Raw genomic sequence first — 19,470 nt, 5'->3', positions numbered from 1 at the left:
CAAAAATGGACAGGCTTCATCCTTTGTGACTCGCTATCGTGTTGAGGATCTTTAAAACAAGCCTGTCCATTTTTGTCTACATGAGTGTGAAACCCCTCTCTGCTAACTCTGCGTCTCTGCGGTTCGTTTTTCTGAGAAAATAAGCGCGATCGCACTTTCCTCTCTTATCTTCGTGTACTTCGCTACGAGTGCGGTTCGTTTTCCGAAAAAATAAGCGCGATCGCACTTTCCTCTCTTATCTTCGTGTACTTGGCGCCAAGGCGGTTCGTTTTCCTAAAAAAATAAGCGCGATACTCCTGCGGAGTCACTTCGTGAACGCATAGAATTATCTCACGCAAAGTCGCAGAGACGCAAAGAAGAATTAACCCCCACGTTCAACCTCAACAATCTCCGTATACTCAAACTCATTTGGACTTTGCCTAACCAACGCATATCTTTCCCCATTCAACTCTATATAAGACTGTTCGCAATCAGGTTTAGAAGAATAATAACTCAACACATATTCCCTCCCTATTCTCTTTCCCATTTCCTCCTCAACTTCACCTCTCCATTGCGTCTTAGTAACCAACACAATCAACTGATTTGCTAATTGCGGAATAGTCTTCGCAATTTGCCGTCTATAATTATTATCCAAACTACCAAAAGGCGAATCCATCACAATCGGAAACGTGTTACTATCTGGCATCATCAGCATTTTTCTTTCACTCCATTCTCGCACCCTGTCGATAATGCTGCCGATAAAAGATAAACTGAGAATTTGATTTTCCCCTGTAGAAGCTGCAACTAGCGCTTCCATACCTGTTGTATTTTCCACTAGCGTCAGTTCATATTTATCGCTGATTTTAGGAATGTAAGGTGTAAAAGAAATTTCACTGAATATCTCTTTGACTCGCTTTTCCAGTTGCAAGCGAAAGTGATTTTCTTGACGAAACTTAACTTCAGTTAATCGCTCAATTGCATCTTGGGTTGCTGCAATCCGTCGTTGTGCGAGTGTTTGTTTATCTTCATTCAGCTTTTGTTTAGCAACTTGCTTATTCAAACCTTCTATTTCCGCTTTCAGATTAGCAATTTGCTGTTGATTTGCACCTTGTTCTAACGTTAATTCTCTGATTTTTTCTTCAATTTCATCTAATCGCTTTTGCAAACTGCGAATTTCTTCACTTGGGTCTTTTCGCAAGCGTTCTTGAATAGTATCTAACTCTCCTTCAATTTGAGATATAGTTTGCCTTAACTGATTAATTCTGGCTTGTTCTTTATCAACTTCTTCCCAAAACGCGACTGCTTGCTTGTCAATTTCATCTACTTGAGCGCACATGCGGAAAGCTGTTTCTTCTACCGCTGAAGAACCAGCTTTATCGAGCAACTTTTTCACATTCTCGTGTCGGTGGGTTCCGTCGTGTAATTCTGCACCACAAATACAGCGTTTAGAATTCAATAAGTCGGTAACAAACTCCCGCGAAATTCCCGCAGTTAATTTACCACGCTGCTTTAAATCTTCGACAATAGTACGAAATTGTATTGTACTTGACGATAGCAACACCGTATAACCGCGTGTGGAAATAAGTTTTTTTAACGCTTCTCTGGTTTGTTTGAGATTTTCTTGGTTTGCTTTTTTCTGGTTTTCTAACTCTTGTCGTCTTTCTTGAATTTCTTTGGCAGCGCTGAGTTCTCGCAAACGGTTACTTGTCTCTTTTTTAAAGGTTTGTTGATACTCTAACTCTTGTTTTATTTCGGTTTGTCGCTTGGTGATGCGCTCAATTTCCCGCTCTAGCTTTTCTTGCTGTCTTAAAAGCTTTTTCGTTTCTAAATCACCGATGAGTTTTAATTCATTATCTAAACTTTTCTTTGCTTCCCCCAAATGCTTGATAGAACGATTTATTACTTCTACCCCCAAAAGCATCTTTGTCGCTTCCGCGATTTCCGCTTTTTTATCAGAACGCACTATTTGCTCAATCCGTTCGCCATCAAAGAAGAAATATTGATGTAAACTACTAGGTAAAATCTGATTTATAATATCTTCTGGTTGTTGGAGTGGAAAGTACCAGCGTCCATCATCTCCAGATACTTGCATTAGTAATTCTGTCTTACCAACATCAATGTCAGTTGCATTTTTATAAACTCGACACTGACGTTTGACGTTGTAGCGTTTGCTGTCATGTTCCCAAGCTACTTCTACCCAACATTCTACAGCTTGCCCGATTTTAGCTTCTGCGATCGCTCGCTTATTAACTAACTGCTCAACTGATGCAAATGCTGCACTAAATTTCTCATACAGCACCCATGTAAATGCATTTAGCAGACTGGTTTTTCCCGCACCATTATTACCGTGAATAATTGTCGTGTTATCAGCCTCACCAACTGCTAAGATGATTTCCGGTGTTTTGCCATAAAAAGAGCGAAAGTTACACAGCTTGATTGAAGTCAGCTTCATTGCACAACTTCCTTCACTATTTTTAATATATCATCATTAATATGGCTGAGACTTTTCTTATCCAGTCTGCTTTTTTCTAGATACCATACCCGCTCAATTATTTGCCGCACTTCCTCAGGAGCATTGATAATTGGCTCCTGAACATCATCGATATTCGGCTCTTTTGTCATCTCGGTTTTAAAATAGATTTTTTTCTCTATTTTAACCGTCTCTAAGGAGTGTAAGCGTCGCCTTAAAGGTACTCTTACCGTTATCTTTACTTTCACCCAAAAAAAACAAGAAAATTTGCAATTTTTTGACAAAAATCGCTTTCTTTTTGGGCTGTCTCCTGGTATTATTAAAGATAACTAAATAACTTTCATCATAATGGAGTGGTCGCTGTTTTAAAAATTTTGCTAATACCCCATTATACTAAAATCTATCTCATACTTATTATTATCTCACATTTACCCCTGTTTTTATCGATTTTTTTTACTTCTTTCACAAAAATTTATCTAAAGTATAAAAATCGTTGTTTTTGGTGTCTTAGTGCAATCATTAGATATCCAATAAGTCGTATCTCTTTTGTAAAGCGAGTAATTTCATCCTGGCTTCACCAGCGTTATCAGCTAAATCAGCAAATTCGACAAAGCGACGCAATTCTTTTCTTAACAGATTGCGCTCAACTTCGAGAGTATTCCTGTCAAGTTCTGGTGGAAGCACAATCATGTCAAATATAGTAGCGCGTTCTTTACCTGGGTGAGGGCGTAAAACTCGCCCTCTTCGCTGGATAAATTGGCGGGGATTTCCCGAACTTGCCAAAATTACAGCAGTTTGAATTGCCGGAATATCAACTCCTTCATCTAAACAGCGAATTGCTACTAAACCTTGCAATTCGCCGCTTTCAAATTGAAGACGCAAATTTTCTCTTTCTTGTAAAGGCGTTTTTGCAGTGTAGGTGCTGACTCGATACCCCAGTTCTCCTCCTAATATTTTGGCGACTGCTTTGAGTTGGTGTAGCGATGACCGCTGTTTCTCTTCTTGTGCGCCATCACTACAATAAAAAAGGGTGTGAGTAGTTTCGCGACGAGTCGCCATTAGTTCGCGCAAAGCGTTTAATTTATTTTCTGCCGCACCAATTAATCTTGCCCGTTGCATTAACAAAGGTTTTAAATCTTCGTTGTCTTCAAAGTCCCCTACATCTAAATTTTCTCGTTCTCGATATAATAAAGCTCGTCCTATTCTTTTGGTTAATTTTAAGTAAGCAATACTTTCGGCTTCTGTTAACTCTACCAAGATGGGATGATACAAATAATGTACTAACGCACCTTGAGAAATTGCATTTCTTAAAGTGAATTCTGGCTGAAGAACGGCACCAAAGTAATTAAATAAAGATTGAGTGCCATCATCATCAAAATATCTTTCTGGGGTAGCAGAAAGAGCAAGTCGTAAACCCACGCGGCGTGGTAAACTTTCTTCCAACTTAGGTGCGCCTAAGTTATGTGCTTCGTCACCAATAATCAAAGTCTTTTCGGGAAAGTACTTGAGTTGAGATTGAAAGCCATCGCCAATTAATGTGGAATTGGTAGTAACAACCGTGAGAAACGATTGCGAACCAGAACGCACGTTATAAAGTTGGGTAGAAAGTTGACTTTGCCACGTTCGTAAATCTTCAAAAGCTAAAATGGGCTGCAAGTTGAATTTTTCACATTCTCGCGCCCATTGGGTGACAAGATGACGGTAAGGACACACCACAAGTATTGCTTGCAAGTTAATTTGTTTGTATAACTCGCAAGCGATCGCCAATGCTGTAATCGTCTTACCACTACCAGTAGCCATCTTCAGCGTACCTCTGCCGTTGTTGGCAAACCAAGACTCAACAGCTTGTCGTTGATATTGCCGTAATTGCAGATATTGCGGCATTCTGGGGCATCCTGGTAATTTATGAGTTTGATAATTGCCCTTACTTTCACCTGCAAATGGTTTTTTCAGCTTGAAAGTGGGCAATTTCTCAACTCGTGGCGTCAAATACATATAGACAGCGATGACTAAAATGGTGATGAAACGAGAATTGGTAATTGGTAATGGAAAACGCGGTCACGGGTTTTTTTGTTACCCATTAGGTATTAGCTATTAGCTATTACCTATTACCTATTATCTATTACCCACTACCCATATATCAGTTGTAACCTCGCCAGACACCGATAAGGGTACCTTGCACCTCCACTTTTATAGCCGATACTTCGATGGGGTTGTATTTGGGATTTGCAGGTTTGAGGGTGACGCGATCGCCATTTCTGTAAAATCGCTTCAATGTCGTACCGTGTCCTTCGACTCTGGCGGCGACAATCGTTGCATTTTTCAGATGATCTGGTTCTGGTACTGGACGCAGAAATACCACATCTCCATCGACAATTCCTACTTCAACCATACTATCGCCAGCTACCCGCAAAGCATATGTGTGCGGAGGTAACGACAAATTAGCCAAATCCAGATGTTCCACAGCATCGGTGAACGGTTCGATTAAACCGCCGGCGGCAATTGTACCTAAAATTGGCACACCTGGTTTTTGCGGACGCAAAATCCTAATTGTTCTCGCCTTACCTTCACTCCATTCAATATGTCCCTTGGCGCGTAAATGTTCCAAGCGGCTTTGAATGGGTGCAGGTGATTTCAGGTTCATCGCTTGCATCATTTGCCTAATTGAAGGCGAATGCTGGTGCGTTCGGATGTATTCCGCCAGCCATTCGTAAAGTTCTTGTTGAGCTTCTGTTAGTCTTTCCATAAATTAGTAGGGAGACAAAGTACAAATGTCTCTAGAACATTAGTACTACAAAAACTCCCCCAATGGCTTGTAAATTTTGAATTTTTAATTTGAGATTTTCAATCCTAGCCCACTAATCCAAAATCTAAAATCTAAAATCTAAAATTATTCTGCCCCTAAGATACTTGCAAGTAAAGCTTTTTGAGCGTGCATCCGATTTTCTGCCTGATCCCAAACTCGTGAATGAGAGCCTTCAATTACAGATTCAGTAATTTCTTCACCGCGATGAGCTGGTAAACAGTGTAAAACAATTGCGTGGCGATCGGCAAGACTTAATAGCGGCTCGTTGATTTGGTAGGATTGGAAAATTGGTAGCCTCGCGCCGGCTTCTGCTTCTTGCCCCATACTTGCCCAAACATCAGTATAAAGTACAGAAGCTCCCTTTACTGCTGCTTCTGGGTCATTAGTTAAGATAACTTCAGTTTTGTTGTCGGCTATTGCGCGTGCTTTTTCGGTGATGGCTGCATTTGGCTCATAGCCAATTGGCGTGGCAATTCTTACATTCATCCCTACCAAAGCACAGCCTAGCATCAGAGAATTGGCGACATTATTACCATCGCCTACATAAGTTAAGGTTAAGCCAGCCAGAGTGCCAAAACATTCTTGAATCGTCATTAAATCTGCCAATACCTGACAGGGATGTCCTAAATCGGTAAGCGCATTAATTACAGGAATTTTGGCATAATGGGCAAAAATTTCCAAATCTTGCTGTGCGAAGGTGCGAATTGCCAAAATATCCAAATATCGATCCAATACCCGCGCTGTATCTTCTATCGGTTCCCCGCGACTCACTTGGGTGACATTCGGGTTAAGATCAATTACCTGTCCACCCAGTTGATACATCGCCACTGTAAAACTGACTCGTGTCCGAGTTGAAGCTTTGGAAAACAACAACCCCAGCACTTTCGGACAATGCAACTTTAGCCGTTGTGATTTCAACTCAGTTGCCAAAAGCAAGAGTTCTTGAACTTCGGTTGCACTCAAGTCCGCCAAACTTAATAAATCTCGTCCGATCAAGGCTGCCATTGTTGTGATCTGTAAAGAACAATTATGTCTTTATGTTCGCTTCGCGCGTGCCGTATTCAAAAAATACCACTTTAAAACCTTACCAGATATTTTGGTGTTCAGCCTGCGATTTCAGATATGAATCTTCATTACTCCCTACTCACAATTTTTTCTATATTTTTGCACGAAGAAAGCAGCCTTCAATAAATCATTTACAGGCGGAAAAATCATAAATATGAGACAAAGCAAGCATTTTTTTCTTTTTTTGCACTTGACTTGTGCAAAAAGCTTGCTTATGCTACGATATGAAATTGGTATGATGTGTAAAAAGAAAAAATTTTTGCGATCGTCCAGAGTTAGCGCTTCGCCAGCATAGCACAGTGGTAGTGCATCCGACTTGTAATCGGAAGGTCGTCGGTTCAAATCCGACTGCTGGCTTTGTCTGTGGAATCGTCTTATAAGAAGGTAGGTTGAAAACCCCGTGCAATCTACGCCGGGGACGGCGGCTAAAATGTCGGACGCAGGTTCCGACATCGCCGCCTCATGAAAACCACTTTAAGGCAGGTTTTAAGGTGCCAATCACTTATTTTCGGAATAATCTTATAAAATAGTGTATAATGACTGAGCAATTTTTTAATCAATACAAGTCTTGATTAAATCTTCCACACCAGCGACTGGTAAGATTTTTGTATTCAGTTGGCTAGCTACCTCTTCAATACTCATATCATCTAAAAATATCAATTCACCATGTTTGAGCATAACTTTTGGTAGCAAAATTCCTTCTCCTAAATCTTGCCCTTGTAAGTTTAAAAGCAAATCATGACCAGTTAGCAACCCAGTAACGGTGATAGTCTGTCCCCAATAATCGCTGTTCAAAGCACGCATATTTACTTTCAAATTCTCTACAGCATTCAATTGCTGTAAAATAGGTTGAAATGCTTTTTCAACTGCATTGCCAACTACCCAAGTAAATTTTCGCGTCTTTGAGATTTTTGGCGGTAATAATTCAGCAGCAGCGGTTGCAAACTGCTTGAGAAATAAACGAATCGAACCTACACCGTTATCAATTTGCGGATAGTCGTTATATTCAACTTCGCTGGGTAATTCTTCACCAGCAATCAAAAACCACTCATCAGCTAACCAAGCTACGTTAGAACCGTATTTTTTGCTAAATTCTTGTTGAAGCGATCGCACTTGCGAAATCACTTCTATCGCTTTTTCTTCACTTACTGGTATAAGTTCATCTTTCTCTAAACGAAATCGCGTCAAACCCACAGGTACCACTGCTACTGACAAAATCGCAGGCACTTCCCCAGTACAAAATGACGCTAAATCCCGCAATGTTTGTTCTAAATGTTTGCCATCATTTATACCAGGACAAACGACGACTTGAGCATGAATTTGCAATCGTCTTTCTTGAAACCACTTCAGTTGTTGTAGAATTTGTCCCGCACGGGGATTTTTCAACAATCTAATTCTGACTTCTGGTTCGGTAGCGTGAACCGAAACATATAACGGAGATAGTCGCATTTTTTCAATGCGCTGCCATTCTCGCTCTGGTAAATTAGTAAGAGTTAAGTATGAGCCATACAAAAAGCTCAAGCGATAATCATCATCTTTAAAATACAAGCTTTGTCGCTTGCCTGGTGGCTGTTGATCGATAAAGCAAAATGGACAGCGGTTATTACACTGAATTAAATTATCAAACAGTGCCGTTTCAAATTCTAATCCTAAATCTTCGTCGTAGTCTTTTTCAATTTCAATATGATGAGTTTTTCCTTTCTCGTCTAAAACTTCTAATTCCAGAACTTCATCAGCGCACAAAAACTGATAGTCAATTAAATCGCGGGGATGCGTACCATTGATAGCAACGATCGCATCCCCCACCGCAAAGCCAATTTCCGCAGCGATGGAATCTGGTAATACCCCAGTAATTCGGGCAGGATTAATGGTAGACATGAGTCAATCAAGGGTCAATAGTCAAGGGTCAATGGTCAATAGTCAAGGGTCAATGGTCAATAGTCAAGAGTCAAGGGTCAACGGTCAATAGTCAAGAGTCAAGGGTCAACAGTCAGTTAAATTTGGACTTTAGACTTTGGACTATTGACTCAAGACTATTGGACTTTGGACTATTGACTCTTGACTATTGGACTATTGACTCTTGACTTTAGACTATTAATTATTTTTCAACATTCCAGTTGCGATCGCACTCAAGATTGCTACTCCAAATGCCAAACGATACCAAACAAAGATCCAAGTGTCTTTTCTTTGAAGATATCGCAACAGCCAAGCGATCGAGATATACGAAAATATAAACGCAGATAATGTTCCTACACCTACCAACACCAAGTCAATCTTACCCAAAGCTTCTTTGATAAATTCATATAAAGTTGCAATTGTCAAGGCAGGAATGCCTAAAAGAAAGGAAAATTTTGCTGCTGTCTCCCTTTGCAAGCCCAAAAACAAGGCGGTAGTTAAAGTTGCACCAGAACGAGATACCCCAGGTGCTAAAGCCAGCATTTGTCCTAACCCAATCAGCAGTCCATCGCGAATCTTCAAGCTGTTAAAGTCGCGTTTGCGGCTACCGAATTTTTCTGCCGCACCTAATAAAAGTGCCATCACAATCGAATCGATGGCGATCGTCGTCATGCTGTTAATTGCCGAATTTTCATCATTGAGTAAATCCTTGATCGCAAATCCCACTACTAAAATCGGTAAAGTGCCTATTGCTACACCAACCAATAATTGCCATTCATCCCGTCGCCAGTCTTTTTCTTGGAAAGCTACCCAGCCTCCAGTCAAAATTAGACTAATATCTTTCCAAAAATAAATCAAAACGGCAATCACGCTGCCAAATTGAATCGTCGCGACAAAAGACTTTTCTCCCAAAAGTTTCCAGCCTAATGCTTTGGTAAATACTTGTAGATGGGCAGTGCTACTAATGGGCAGAAATTCTGTTATCCCTTGCACAATCCCCAAGATAAATGCCTGAATTATTTGCAGTATCAGGTTCGGTTCACCCGTTGCTACAGCAGAGGGAACTCCCACCTGTAATATATGACTTGATGCTGGCAATAGCAAATCTAGACCGGCTTCTAACATTATTCCCATTAATCAGACTCCCATATTAGCTGCGTAATTTTACCGAATTATCCAACTTTACGCCTCTGTTGTCGTTGTGTCCGGGTCAGATAATTTTAGCCAATTAAAATTAAAGTAAAATAAATATGCCCCCCTAGGGGATTTATTGTTGTGATATCTTAAATAATATAAAGTTAAGTAAACAATATTAAAAACTTTGATTAACAATACATTGTCTTCTTACGCGGCTTCTAATCCTTCAATTAATGCCCTAGAGACGGAAACGGTGCAAAAAAGCCGAGAGGAGTTAGAGACAGCACTGTCTTTGAGTCCCTCATTCGGAGTGATGGCATCGTCTCGCCAAGGTTGGTTAGTGTTTGCGGCAGCGGTATTTTTAGTATCTGTGCCAGTGTTTATCGAAGCGCCGTTAGTGCGATCGCTACCTTTATTAAGTTTTGTATTAACAGGCTTTTGGGTTTGGCTGAGTTTTAGATTAATGTCAAATTCCGCAACTTATATTTGGGGAGATTTACTCTTAGGGTTCAGCTGGAGTTGGTTAGCCGGTTCAATTTATTGGGGCTGGTTGCGTTGGGAACCGTTATGGCATTTGCCAGTAGAGTCAATCGGGCTACCATTTGCTTGTTGGTGTCTAATGCGGAATTGGGGCAAAGTCGGTAACTGGTTTTATTTCGGTTCTTTACTGGGTACAGCTTTAACCGACGTGTATTTTTACTTGGTAGACTTAATGCCTTATTGGCGGCAAATCATGCGTGTCGAACCAGCTTTAGCATCACCAATATTACATAGTGCTGTGGCGCAAGTCCAAACACCTTGGGGAGAAACTTGGGCGCTAATTCTCGCCGTAGTATTGTTGATTGCTGGCGTTTTGCCTTTAATTAAACGCCAACGGCATTGGTACGCCTTTAGTGGAGCGGTGCTAAGTACAATTTTGGTAGATAGCTTATTTCTGCTAGCTGCCGTTGCGTCTTAAACCGGACTTACGCCAAAACCCTCTACAACTCTTATTCCTTGGCTTCCTTGGCTTCCTTGGCGGTTCGTTTTTTAGTCCTAAAACCAGTCATAACATGCGAGTTGTAATCATCACAGGTGGCAGTAGTGGCATCGGACGTGGCATTGCGGAAGCTTTTGTTAAAGAAGATGCTCAAGTTGTGATTATTGGACGAAATAAAGAAAAGCTTAAATCTACAGCTCAAGCAATTGGTTTGAATTGCGTGTGGCAACAAGCAGATGTCAGCAAGCGAAACGAAGTTACTGAAGTTGTTAATTTTGTTGTTCAGCAATACGGCAATATTGATGTGTTAATCAACGCCGCAGGCTTTCCGCGTTGGTTGACAACCAGTACCCCGTTAGACGAAGCCGAACAACTTTGGGATGAGGTAATAAATACTAATCTCAAAGGTACTTTTCTGATGGCAATGGCGGTTGCCCCTCATTTGACCAAACCGGGAGGTCGCATAATTAACATCAGCACCAATGCCGCGTTTACGGGAGGAAACCGACCGGGTTATTTAGGCTATGCCTCAGCCAAAGCAGGCGTGCATGGATTAACTTATGCTCTTGCACGCGAACTCAGTCCCCAAGGAATTACGGTTAATGCTGTTGCTCCTGGTTACATTGAAAACACCGCTATTACAAACGAGTGGTCTGAAGAAATCGTTCAGTCAATTGTCAACCAAACTCCTGTAGGTCGATCTGGGAATGTTGGGGATGTTGTGGCAGCTGTTTTATTTTTATCTTCACAGAAAGCCTCATTTATCACAGGTGAAGTGCTGAACGTTAATGGGGGCTTACTTTTTGGGCGTTAAAGCGCGTGCTTGACGCATTACGCGCTCTCAAAAACGGTGTTGCACCAAGCCAAAAAGAATAGGTATTTTTGCTTTATTCTTTGATAATTTTTAGTAAAAGTACAACCAATGGCAGTGGCAGTAAATATTGTGGATATTAATACGCTGTATATTAGTTTCTGATGACTGCTGTGTTGATTAAGTTATGAGCATAGGATTGAGGATTGTCTTTTGTCGTTCTGTGACGAATGACGAGCGATCGCTTTAACTGCTCTGAGCTTAAAACTTTTATTTCAGTTTGATAGAGAGGTAAAAAATTGTGAAAGGATTGGTGCGTTTATTAACAGTGTTTAGCTTGTTGCTTGGCTGCTGGGGATGGTTGGGAACAACTCAGATAGCCCAAGCTAGCAATATCAATGGTGTCAGTTTGCAATTTGTGCCAGTTCTTGCAGTTGAGTTTACTCAACCAACGCAAAACAGGGCAGACCAAAAACTAGCAACGGAATTTGGGAAAAAACTTGACTTAAATAACACCAACGTGCGAGCTTTTCAGCAATATCCAGGACTGTATCCTACCCTCGCCAGGAAAATCATCGAAAATGCTCCTTACCAGCAGCTAGATGATGTGTTCAACATTCCCGGATTAAGCGATCGCCAAAAACAAATCCTGCAAGCCAACCTAGATCACTTTACCGTGACCGAGCAGGAAGCCGTCTTCAACGAAGGAGACGATCGCTTTAACAACGGCATCTACAGATAGAGACAAGGGGACTGGGGACTAGGGGGACAAGGAGGACAAGGGAGACAAGGGGAGCCAGCGCGTTGCGGAGGTTCCCTCCGTTGTAGCGACTGGCGTGGACAAGGAGGACAAGATGAATTTTCTTCTCCTTTATCTCCCCCATCCCCCTTGTCTCCCCCATCTCCCCCATCCCCCTTGTCTCCCCCATCTCCCCCCTCTCCCTTGTCCCCCCATCCCCCCCTCCCCAACCTTGTCCGCGTGCTAAATATCAACAGCCAATTTGATGTCTTAGTAGTCGGTGCCGGTGCTGCTGGATTATACACGGCACTTTGTTTGCCAGAGCACTTACAAGTCGGCTTGATTACTAAAGAAACAGTTTCTTTGTCCGCTAGTGATTGGGCACAAGGAGGTATTGCTGCGGCGATCGCTCCGGAAGATTCTGCTTATCTGCACATTGAAGATACTTTACGCGCAGGTGCCGGTTTATGCGACCCGCAAGCGGTAGAATTCCTCGCCGAACACGCCAAAAGTTGCATTCAATCTTTAGTAAATTTGGGAGTAGCTTTTGACCGTCATAATAATGAGTTAGCTTTAACTTTAGAAGCTGCCCATTCTCGGCATCGCGTTCTTCACGCTGCCGATACTACAGGTAGGGAAGTAACTACTACTCTTACCGCTCAAGTATTGCGACGCCCGAATATTCAAGTAATTCAGCAAGCTTTGGCGCTATCGTTGTGGCTGGAACCCGAAAGCGGTAAATGTCAGGGAATTAGTCTGTTTTATCAAGGTAAAATTACCTGGATACGCGCTGGGGCGGTAGTATTGGCAACAGGTGGTGGCGGTCAAGTTTTTGCCCAAACGACTAACCCAGCGGTGAGTACCGGCGATGGAGTAGCGATCGCTTGGCGTGCTGGAGCAATTTTGCGAGACTTAGAATTTGTCCAATTTCACCCGACTGCTTTAACTAAAAGGAGTGCCGATCGCTTTCTCATTAGTGAAGCTGTGCGCGGCGAAGGCGCACACTTGGTAGATAATGAAGGGCGACGCTTTGCTTTTGACTACCACCCGGCTGGTGAACTCGCTCCTAGAGATGTCGTCAGTCGAGCCATTTTCAGCCACTTACAACGCACTTCTAGCGACCTTGCCACGGCTCATGTCTGGTTAGATATGCGTCCCATCCCTCCTGACAAGATTCGTTACCGCTTCCCCAACATTGTTAAAGTTTGTCAGCATTGGGGTATTGATGTCTTCTCGCAATTAATTCCGGTTGCCCCAGCTGCTCATTACTGGATGGGTGGTATTCTTACGGATCTGATGAATCAAACAAATATTTCCGGTTTGTATGCGGTGGGGGAAACTGCCAGTACCGGCGTACATGGAGCGAATCGTCTGGCAAGTAATTCCCTACTCGAATGTATTGTGTTTGGCGCACAAATGGCTAATCTGAAGTCAGAAGTCACAAAAAAGAAGGATATCAAAGAATCTGAATTTACACTTTATCCTTCTGAGTTTATCCTTTCTCAAGGTGAGTGGAACAACGAAGAAGCACAGCTAGAAGCACTACGACAGAAGTTACCGCGTTTAGTCTGGGAAAGTGCTGGTATTTGTCGTCAACAATCAAGTTTAGAGCAAGCGATCGCTACTATTGAATCTTGGCAACAAGATTTTGCAGCTTTAAAACTGAGCCAATTTTTACTTACATTACGTCCAACACAACCAGCTAGTTTCACTTTACCCGACGTTGAAAGGCAGTTGCGACTCTGGGCTGAAACCCGCAATTTATTAGATGTAGCTTATTTAATTCTTAAAAGCGCTGCTTTTAGAACCGAAAGTCGTGGTGGACACTTCCGTTTAGATTATCCTCAAACCGCTCTCGATTGGCAGGCACACACACTAGTACAAAAAAACTACTGGGGCAAAAGTGCGATTATTAGCAACTCACAATTTTGATGATAGAACAATATGCATGAGGCGTAGAAAAAAGCAACTTAATTTTGTTGTAAATTTTTAATTTGGTAAATTTTTAATTTCTTAACGTGTGCCAGTACCATGTTGACTATCAGGACTACCATTATTTGGCGGTTCGTAAATATCGCTACTTGATTCAATATTTAAGTTTGTAGTATTTAATGTCTGAGAATTGCTCTCAATTACCCTAACACTATTAACAGCCAAACTGTTTAAAACTGCTGTTGCATCGGCAACTTTGGGGATTATTAAAGCAGAGCCAATACAAAATACTATAGCACTAGCAATTCTTAAACTTGTTTCTATTTGTCTCGGTATATTCCCTTGCATTTTGATTTAATCCTGTTTTTTATTATCTTCAGTAGTCTGATTAATTTTTTCGGAAAATAACTAAATTTTTATTTTCTATTTGTAAATAAAAAGCTGCGAGTAGCTGACTGTTTAACTTCAATTATTCTTAACATTTAATAAATATTCGCAAACTCCTGCTTTTGACATCAGCCAAAAGTTATATATATTTACAACTCTTTACTTTACTGATAGTGGTCTTGACATCAACCAAAAGATATATATATTTACAAACATTTAATTTTTAATGTGTATTTTTTTGACAAAATATTAATATTTTCCGAGCAAGCACTGTTGACTGTAACACAAAATCGGGCATTGGGCATTGGGAATTGGGCATTGGGAATTGGGAATTGGGAATTAAAGAAGTTCGGTGATGCGCTCTTTGGGTGAATAAATACGATTCTTTCCATGCCCTATGCCCCATGCCCTATGCCCTATGCCCCATGCCCAATGCCCCATGCCCAATGCCCCATTCCCCATTACGCAAATTCATAGCGGTTTTTACCTAAATGCTTGGCACGATACATCGCGGTATCTGCAAGTTTTACCAAAGTTTCGCAGTCGTGGCTGTTAATTGGATAGATACTGATGCCAATACTGGCGGAGACTCTGGTAGTATATTCGTCAAAAACAATTGGCTCGGTAATGGTTGTGAGAATTTTTTCGGCGACTCTTGCTGCAACTTTTACATTAGGAATTGCGCGTAAAATCACGGTAAATTCATCGCCACCCAAACGGCAAACGGTATCAGTGCCGCGCAAAGAGTTGTTGAGTCGCTGGGCAATCGTCACCAACACGCGATCGCCGATCTCGTGTCCAAAAGTATCATTAACTTGCTTAAAGCCATCTAAATCAATAAACAGTAGTGCTAGTAACAAATTGTTGCTTTGCGCCCACTCTAGCGACTCGTGAAGTTGTTCGGCGAAAGATTTGCGATTGGGTAGACCGGTGAGCGGATCGTGATAGGCAAGAAAACGCATGTGGTCTTCTTTGCGTTTTAATTCATCGTTTGATTGGAATAACTTATCAGCTCTGTCCTGGAGTTGTTTTTCTTTGCGTTTTAATTCATCGTTTGATTGGAATAACTTATCAGCAGTGTCCTGGAGTTGTTTTTCAAACAGCTTGCGTTGCGTAATATCACGAATGACTCCAACTAAATAGAAATTACCAGCGGCATCTTTGTGAAGCGATCGCTTAGTAGCAATCAGATGAGTCTTACCAACAGCATCGGTAAATTCTTCTTCATTTTCTTGGGGTTCTTGACTGCAAAGCACCAGATTATCATGTTGGCGAAAAACATCAGCTTCATGTTTGGTGAAAAAGTCATAGTCTGACTTTTCAATTAACATAGTTTTCGGATAACCGAGAAATTGACAATAAGCCTCATTTAAAACAATCCATTGATGTTTTTCATTTTTGACAAAAATTGGGTCAGGAATCGTATTAATCACTTGTCCTAAAAAGTCTTTAGAGCGCTTTAACTCTTCTTGCATGTGGGCAAGTTGATAAGTCAGCACAACAGCTGAACTGCAAAAGGTAAGCAACCCAGGTAAGATTGGTATCCACCAACCATCAAGAAAAGCAACATAAGCATAACCAGTTAGCAGCAAACAACAAAAAACTATACTTAAGGCACTAATACAAGGGCGTTGTATTCGCCGTCTGGTAGCAACTCCCAAATAAGCCCAAGCGAAAATCCACAAACATTCGATTTCATCAGACCAAACTTTTAGTAAAGGTCGTCCTTTTAGGGCGGCTGCGATCAACTCACTGATAAAATAGGCTTGTAATTCGATGCCAGCTACAGGCTGAACCGTCCCCAGCAAACGGCTAGAGTATGGTATTAACACATCATCTGGGAGACTGGGGGCAGTCGAACCAATTAGCACAATCGAATCGCTAATCCAGTCTTCTCGTACTCGGTTAGCTAGCACATCTATAAGAGAAATCTGACGAAAAGGACAGGATTGTTGCAAGTTTTTGCAAGCTGGTTTAGGAAAGTTAGATAAAATTTGGTAGCCTCTAGCATCAGCTTTTACATAAGCACCATGATTCGCTTCAAAACGATGAAATACTGCTTGACCCAACTGCAAATACTTATGATTGCTGGCTGCTTTTTTGGGAGTAATACCTTCGTTTTTTAAATATAGTAAAGCCAGCTTCAATGCAAAACTTTCATGTGATTTACTATTGATGTCGTGCGAATACAACAAGCTGCGACGTATTTTGCCATCACCATCTAACACCACATTATTAAAACCAACTTGATCGCGATCGCTTAGTTCTCGTGGTGCGGAAACAATAGTATTTTTGTTATGTCCGAGTAATTCAATGCCAACCAAGTTTGGCATCGACTTGTAAGCTTTTACTAAATTGTCATGTCCTGGTTCAACTGGCAAATCTCGATATATATCTAAACCAATAGCACGAGGTTTGTGGACTTTTAGTTTCTCTAATAGTTCTGCGATCGCCTTATCTGGAATGGGCCAAGATTTTACTTGGCGCAAAGAAGCTTCATCAATCGCTACAATAGTAATACGGTTTTCTTCAGCTTCATCTGGACGTAAGCGGAAAAATTGATCTAAGGCTCCCCACTCTAAGGATTGTAATAGCCCGAAAGAGCGCAAAACTAAGATGCAGACTGCTACGCAGAAGGCAGTAATCAATTCCCTGTATTTTCGACCAAGCGTTTTTTTGCGTCTAAATAGTAACTTCAAAAAACGCTTGCCTAGCTGCTTACTCATTCCCATTACCTAATTGGGACAAATATTCTCTCTTGACTGTAGTTATAAGCTACCTAATATATGTAGCTTACACACAAGTCAATGGGTGCATTTTCAAAAAGACAACACGCTTATGTTTTACCATTCAATTATGCAACCATCACGCATAGTAACGCTGGCTTTGATAACAATTCCGTTCTTTAAGTATAAATACTAAATAAATCAATCAAAACAAACATAAAAAAGTCAACTAAAAGCAAATATAGAGGCTGCATTCAGTTGACTTTTTCAGGTGAAACCAAATCACCGAAAATAAACTTGTCGAAACAATTACCTAAAATACTTGAAATTCGTCGAACCTGTGTAACCAGAATTTGTTGCTAGTTCCTGCAAGTTTTGCACTCCTGCATAGCTTTTACCATTGATGATCCAAGTAGGGAAACTTTCAACTTTAGCGGCTTTACACAATTCTGGTTTACCTTTTGGACTATCGTTAGCACATTCAACTTTGACATTATTGGTCTCGATTTCTTTGTAAGCTTCTTTACCAAAAAGTAGCTTCTGTTCGTGGCAGTGAGGACACCAATAAGCAACGTATTCTTTAGCACCTATTTTCGCCAAATGGCGTGCTAGCGCTAATTCTGATTCACCAGATTTGGTGGTAATTTCCCAACCGAATTCGGGATTCGGCGCTACTTTTGGTGTAAAGGTAATTTGTACAGGTTTGCCGTCAGTTGATTCAGCGATCGCACCTGATGGATTGACACCAGCATAAACGCCTAAAGTGCCAATTAGCGTCACCATGCCAACAATAATTGCCGTAAAAAATATTTGTCCCAAATCTTCCCAAACATGACCGATAAGCGTCAGCACCAAAAGACTGAGAGAAAATAAAGCTGAACCAATACAGTAAGGACAAAAAGCTTTAAGTTGGAAGAAAAGCACGTACATTAAGTACCCGCTGAAAACTGTCATAGCGATCGCTCCTGCCAGCAGCAGCAACCATGTGACATTTTCCAGCTTTTGACGCTTGTCTTTATTTTCGGCTCCTTTAATTGCCAAGGGAGCCAAAGCAAATATCAACATGCTAGTGTATGCCAAAAATCCAAACAGAGCTAATGGCTGACCAAAAACTGTTCCCCAAGGACTAGAAAGAACATCATTACAGCCTTTAACACCAGCCTGTGCAACACAATTGGCATTGCCTCCGGTTAACTTTTCAAACGTGAGATAAGCTGTGGTCAAGGCACCACATGCAGCGATCGCGGCAATTAAAATACGCGACCATCTTTGAATCCAAGGTGTAGAACGACGGCGAATCATAACCTAAACAACGGTGAATGGGCAATGGGTAATGGGAATTGGTAATGGGTAATGGGGAATTGGTAATGGGTAATGGGGAATTGAGAATGGGGAACGTGGTAATTGGGGAGGCAGTGCGGTCTTCTCCCAAAGGGAGAGGCGCTCCGCCAAGGGGAGGCAGTGCGTTGGGCGGCTTTGCCGACAGTCACGCACCTGCCGTGGTCTCCCCAAGTAGAGCATCTGCCGTCATTGCTCATGAGGGGAAAAGGGGTGCATGGAAAAATTTTTATTTCATTACCCATTACCCATTACCCATTACCCATTCCCCACTACCCAATTAAAATTGATTTTTTTTCAGCCTTAGAGTTCCAACTCCGATGTGCGGCTTCGACAAATTGACTTACGCGAATCGGGTCAATTGGTTGCTCGATACGACCGTGGCGTTTTAGAGAACTGGAAACAATCACACCATCTGCTGCCTGCAACAGTGTAGCAATATTTTCCCAACTCGCCCCACTACCGATAAGTACCGGGGTATCATTTGCTGCACCCGAAGCTAATTCTAAATCTTCTTCGTTCGGAGGACTACCAGTAGCCCAACCGGACAAAATCACGGCGTCTGCTAAACCCCTCTCAATTGTATCTTTCACGGCGACGGTGAGATTTGGGGAACTTAAAGGACGGGCGTGTTTGACCAACACATCAGCAAAAATTTTCACATCGCTGCCTAACTCCCGTCGATAGCGCAATAATTGATGTGCTTCACCCTCAATTAATCCTTGATCGGTTGCCATTACGCCTGTGAGGACGTTGACGCGGATAAATTGCGCCCGGACACAGGTGGCGATCGCCATCGCACTTAATCCATCATTCCGCAAAACATTTAACCCGATTGGCAGCGTCACCAAATTCTGTATCCGCTGCACCACCACAGTCATGGCACTCACAACCGCCGGATCTACTTTATTTTTGGTAAACGGCGCATCGAAAAAGTTTTCTACAATAATCCCATCAACGCCTCCACTCGCCAAGGCTGTTGCTTCTTGTTCGGCGCGGTCTATCACCGCTTTTAGGCTACCTCCCCAACGGGGGGAAGTCAGCAGCGGTAGTAGGTGAACTACGCCAATAATCGGTGTTTTGGTTTTAAATAGCTGATATAAGTCCACGTCTTTAACCCGCTTTGCGGAGTCTAAAGTCAATAGTCAATAGTCAATAGTCAAAAGTCCAAAGTCCAAAGTCCATTGACCCTTGACCATTGACCA

The 19,470-nt window shown here is 41.8% G+C and carries 17 protein-coding genes and 1 tRNA gene; 6 read left to right on the top strand and 12 right to left on the bottom strand.

All coding sequences use genetic code 11. From position 1 onward, the window contains the following. Window positions 1-361: 361 nt before the first annotated feature. The 5 genes from PI95_RS16775 to argF form a co-directional block, all read right to left on the bottom strand. Window positions 362-2,431: an AAA family ATPase gene (locus PI95_RS16775; protein WP_039752465.1), complete on the bottom strand. Its 2,070-nt coding sequence runs from the start codon at window positions 2,429-2,431 to the stop codon at window positions 362-364. Next, window positions 2,428-2,601 carry a hypothetical protein gene (locus PI95_RS35265; protein ID WP_201280485.1) on the bottom strand — a complete coding sequence of 58 codons (174 nt, stop codon included), beginning with the start codon at window positions 2,599-2,601 and terminating at the stop codon, window positions 2,428-2,430. Before PI95_RS35265 ends, PI95_RS16775 begins: the two co-directional genes overlap by 4 nt. 367 nt (window positions 2,602-2,968) lie before the next feature. Then, on the bottom strand, window positions 2,969-4,444 hold the full coding sequence (locus PI95_RS16770; RefSeq protein WP_039752467.1) for a DNA phosphorothioation system restriction enzyme: 1,476 nt from the start codon (window positions 4,442-4,444) through the stop codon (window positions 2,969-2,971). A 145-nt stretch (window positions 4,445-4,589) separates the two neighbouring features. Beyond that, on the bottom strand, window positions 4,590-5,195 hold the full coding sequence (lexA, locus tag PI95_RS16765; RefSeq protein ID WP_039752468.1) for a transcriptional repressor LexA: 606 nt from the start codon (window positions 5,193-5,195) through the stop codon (window positions 4,590-4,592). A gap of 144 nt (window positions 5,196-5,339) precedes the next feature. Continuing rightward, window positions 5,340-6,260, bottom strand: coding sequence for an ornithine carbamoyltransferase (gene argF, locus PI95_RS16760; RefSeq protein ID WP_039752470.1), 921 nt, complete (start codon window positions 6,258-6,260; stop codon window positions 5,340-5,342). Window positions 6,261-6,605: 345 nt separating this feature from the next. Between argF and PI95_RS16755 the strand changes: the two genes are divergently transcribed. Further along, a tRNA-Thr gene (locus PI95_RS16755) sits at window positions 6,606-6,677 on the top strand. A 195-nt stretch (window positions 6,678-6,872) separates the two neighbouring features. Here the strand turns inward: PI95_RS16755 and PI95_RS16750 are convergent. Then, window positions 6,873-8,198, bottom strand: coding sequence for a TIGR03279 family radical SAM protein (locus tag PI95_RS16750; RefSeq protein ID WP_039752472.1), 1,326 nt, complete (start codon window positions 8,196-8,198; stop codon window positions 6,873-6,875). A 216-nt stretch (window positions 8,199-8,414) separates the two neighbouring features. Beyond that, entirely contained in the window at window positions 8,415-9,350 is a 936-nt protein-coding gene (locus PI95_RS16745) for an undecaprenyl-diphosphate phosphatase (RefSeq protein WP_039752473.1), read from the bottom strand. 187 nt (window positions 9,351-9,537) lie between these two features. Between PI95_RS16745 and PI95_RS16740 the strand changes: the two genes are divergently transcribed. The 4 genes from PI95_RS16740 (at window position 9,538) to nadB (ending at window position 13,814) form a co-directional block, all read left to right on the top strand. After that, a complete protein-coding gene (locus tag PI95_RS16740; RefSeq protein ID WP_039752474.1) occupies window positions 9,538-10,311 on the top strand; it encodes a DUF3120 domain-containing protein in 774 nt (257 codons plus the stop codon). A 94-nt stretch (window positions 10,312-10,405) separates the two neighbouring features. After that, entirely contained in the window at window positions 10,406-11,146 is a 741-nt protein-coding gene (locus PI95_RS16735) for an SDR family NAD(P)-dependent oxidoreductase (RefSeq protein ID WP_039752475.1), read from the top strand. Between the two features lie 298 nt (window positions 11,147-11,444). Next, the gene (gene psbU / locus PI95_RS16730; protein ID WP_039752477.1) at window positions 11,445-11,885 is read left to right on the top strand and encodes a photosystem II complex extrinsic protein PsbU; all 441 of its coding nucleotides are present in this window, start codon (window positions 11,445-11,447) and stop codon (window positions 11,883-11,885) included. Window positions 11,886-12,122: 237 nt separating this feature from the next. After that, the gene (gene nadB / locus PI95_RS16725; protein WP_039752478.1) at window positions 12,123-13,814 is read left to right on the top strand and encodes an L-aspartate oxidase; all 1,692 of its coding nucleotides are present in this window, start codon (window positions 12,123-12,125) and stop codon (window positions 13,812-13,814) included. Window positions 13,815-13,895: 81 nt separating this feature from the next. On the opposite strand, the gene PI95_RS16720 is transcribed toward nadB, so the two are convergent. From PI95_RS16720 to PI95_RS16710, 4 genes are all read right to left on the bottom strand, one after another. Next, window positions 13,896-14,162 carry a hypothetical protein gene (locus PI95_RS16720; protein ID WP_052325730.1) on the bottom strand — a complete coding sequence of 89 codons (267 nt, stop codon included), beginning with the start codon at window positions 14,160-14,162 and terminating at the stop codon, window positions 13,896-13,898. Window positions 14,163-14,540: 378 nt separating this feature from the next. Further along, window positions 14,541-14,663, bottom strand: coding sequence for a hypothetical protein (locus tag PI95_RS36850; RefSeq protein ID WP_268896782.1), 123 nt, complete (start codon window positions 14,661-14,663; stop codon window positions 14,541-14,543). Beyond that, on the bottom strand, window positions 14,663-16,927 hold the full coding sequence (locus tag PI95_RS16715) for a CHASE2 domain-containing protein (RefSeq protein WP_039753885.1): 2,265 nt from the start codon (window positions 16,925-16,927) through the stop codon (window positions 14,663-14,665). The genes PI95_RS36850 and PI95_RS16715 overlap by 1 nt, the downstream gene beginning before the upstream one ends. A 309-nt stretch (window positions 16,928-17,236) precedes the next feature. Then, window positions 17,237-18,229, bottom strand: coding sequence for a vitamin K epoxide reductase family protein (locus tag PI95_RS16710; RefSeq protein ID WP_039752479.1), 993 nt, complete (start codon window positions 18,227-18,229; stop codon window positions 17,237-17,239). Between the two features lie 44 nt (window positions 18,230-18,273). Between PI95_RS16710 and PI95_RS16705 the strand changes: the two genes are divergently transcribed. After that, complete coding sequence (locus PI95_RS16705) at window positions 18,274-18,549, top strand: hypothetical protein (RefSeq protein ID WP_039752480.1); 276 nt, start codon at window positions 18,274-18,276, stop codon at window positions 18,547-18,549. Here the strand turns inward: PI95_RS16705 and btpA are convergent. After that, a complete protein-coding gene (gene btpA / locus PI95_RS16700; protein WP_039752481.1) occupies window positions 18,538-19,374 on the bottom strand; it encodes a photosystem I biogenesis protein BtpA in 837 nt (278 codons plus the stop codon). The two genes, PI95_RS16705 and btpA, sit on opposite strands and share 12 nt — an antisense overlap. Window positions 19,375-19,470 lie beyond the last annotated feature (96 nt).

The sequence above is a fragment of the Hassallia byssoidea VB512170 genome (genome assembly GCF_000817785.2).
In the GTDB taxonomy this organism is placed as follows: domain Bacteria; phylum Cyanobacteriota; class Cyanobacteriia; order Cyanobacteriales; family Nostocaceae; genus Hassallia; species Hassallia carrinoi.
This window is presented reverse-complemented; position numbering and strand designations above follow the sequence as displayed.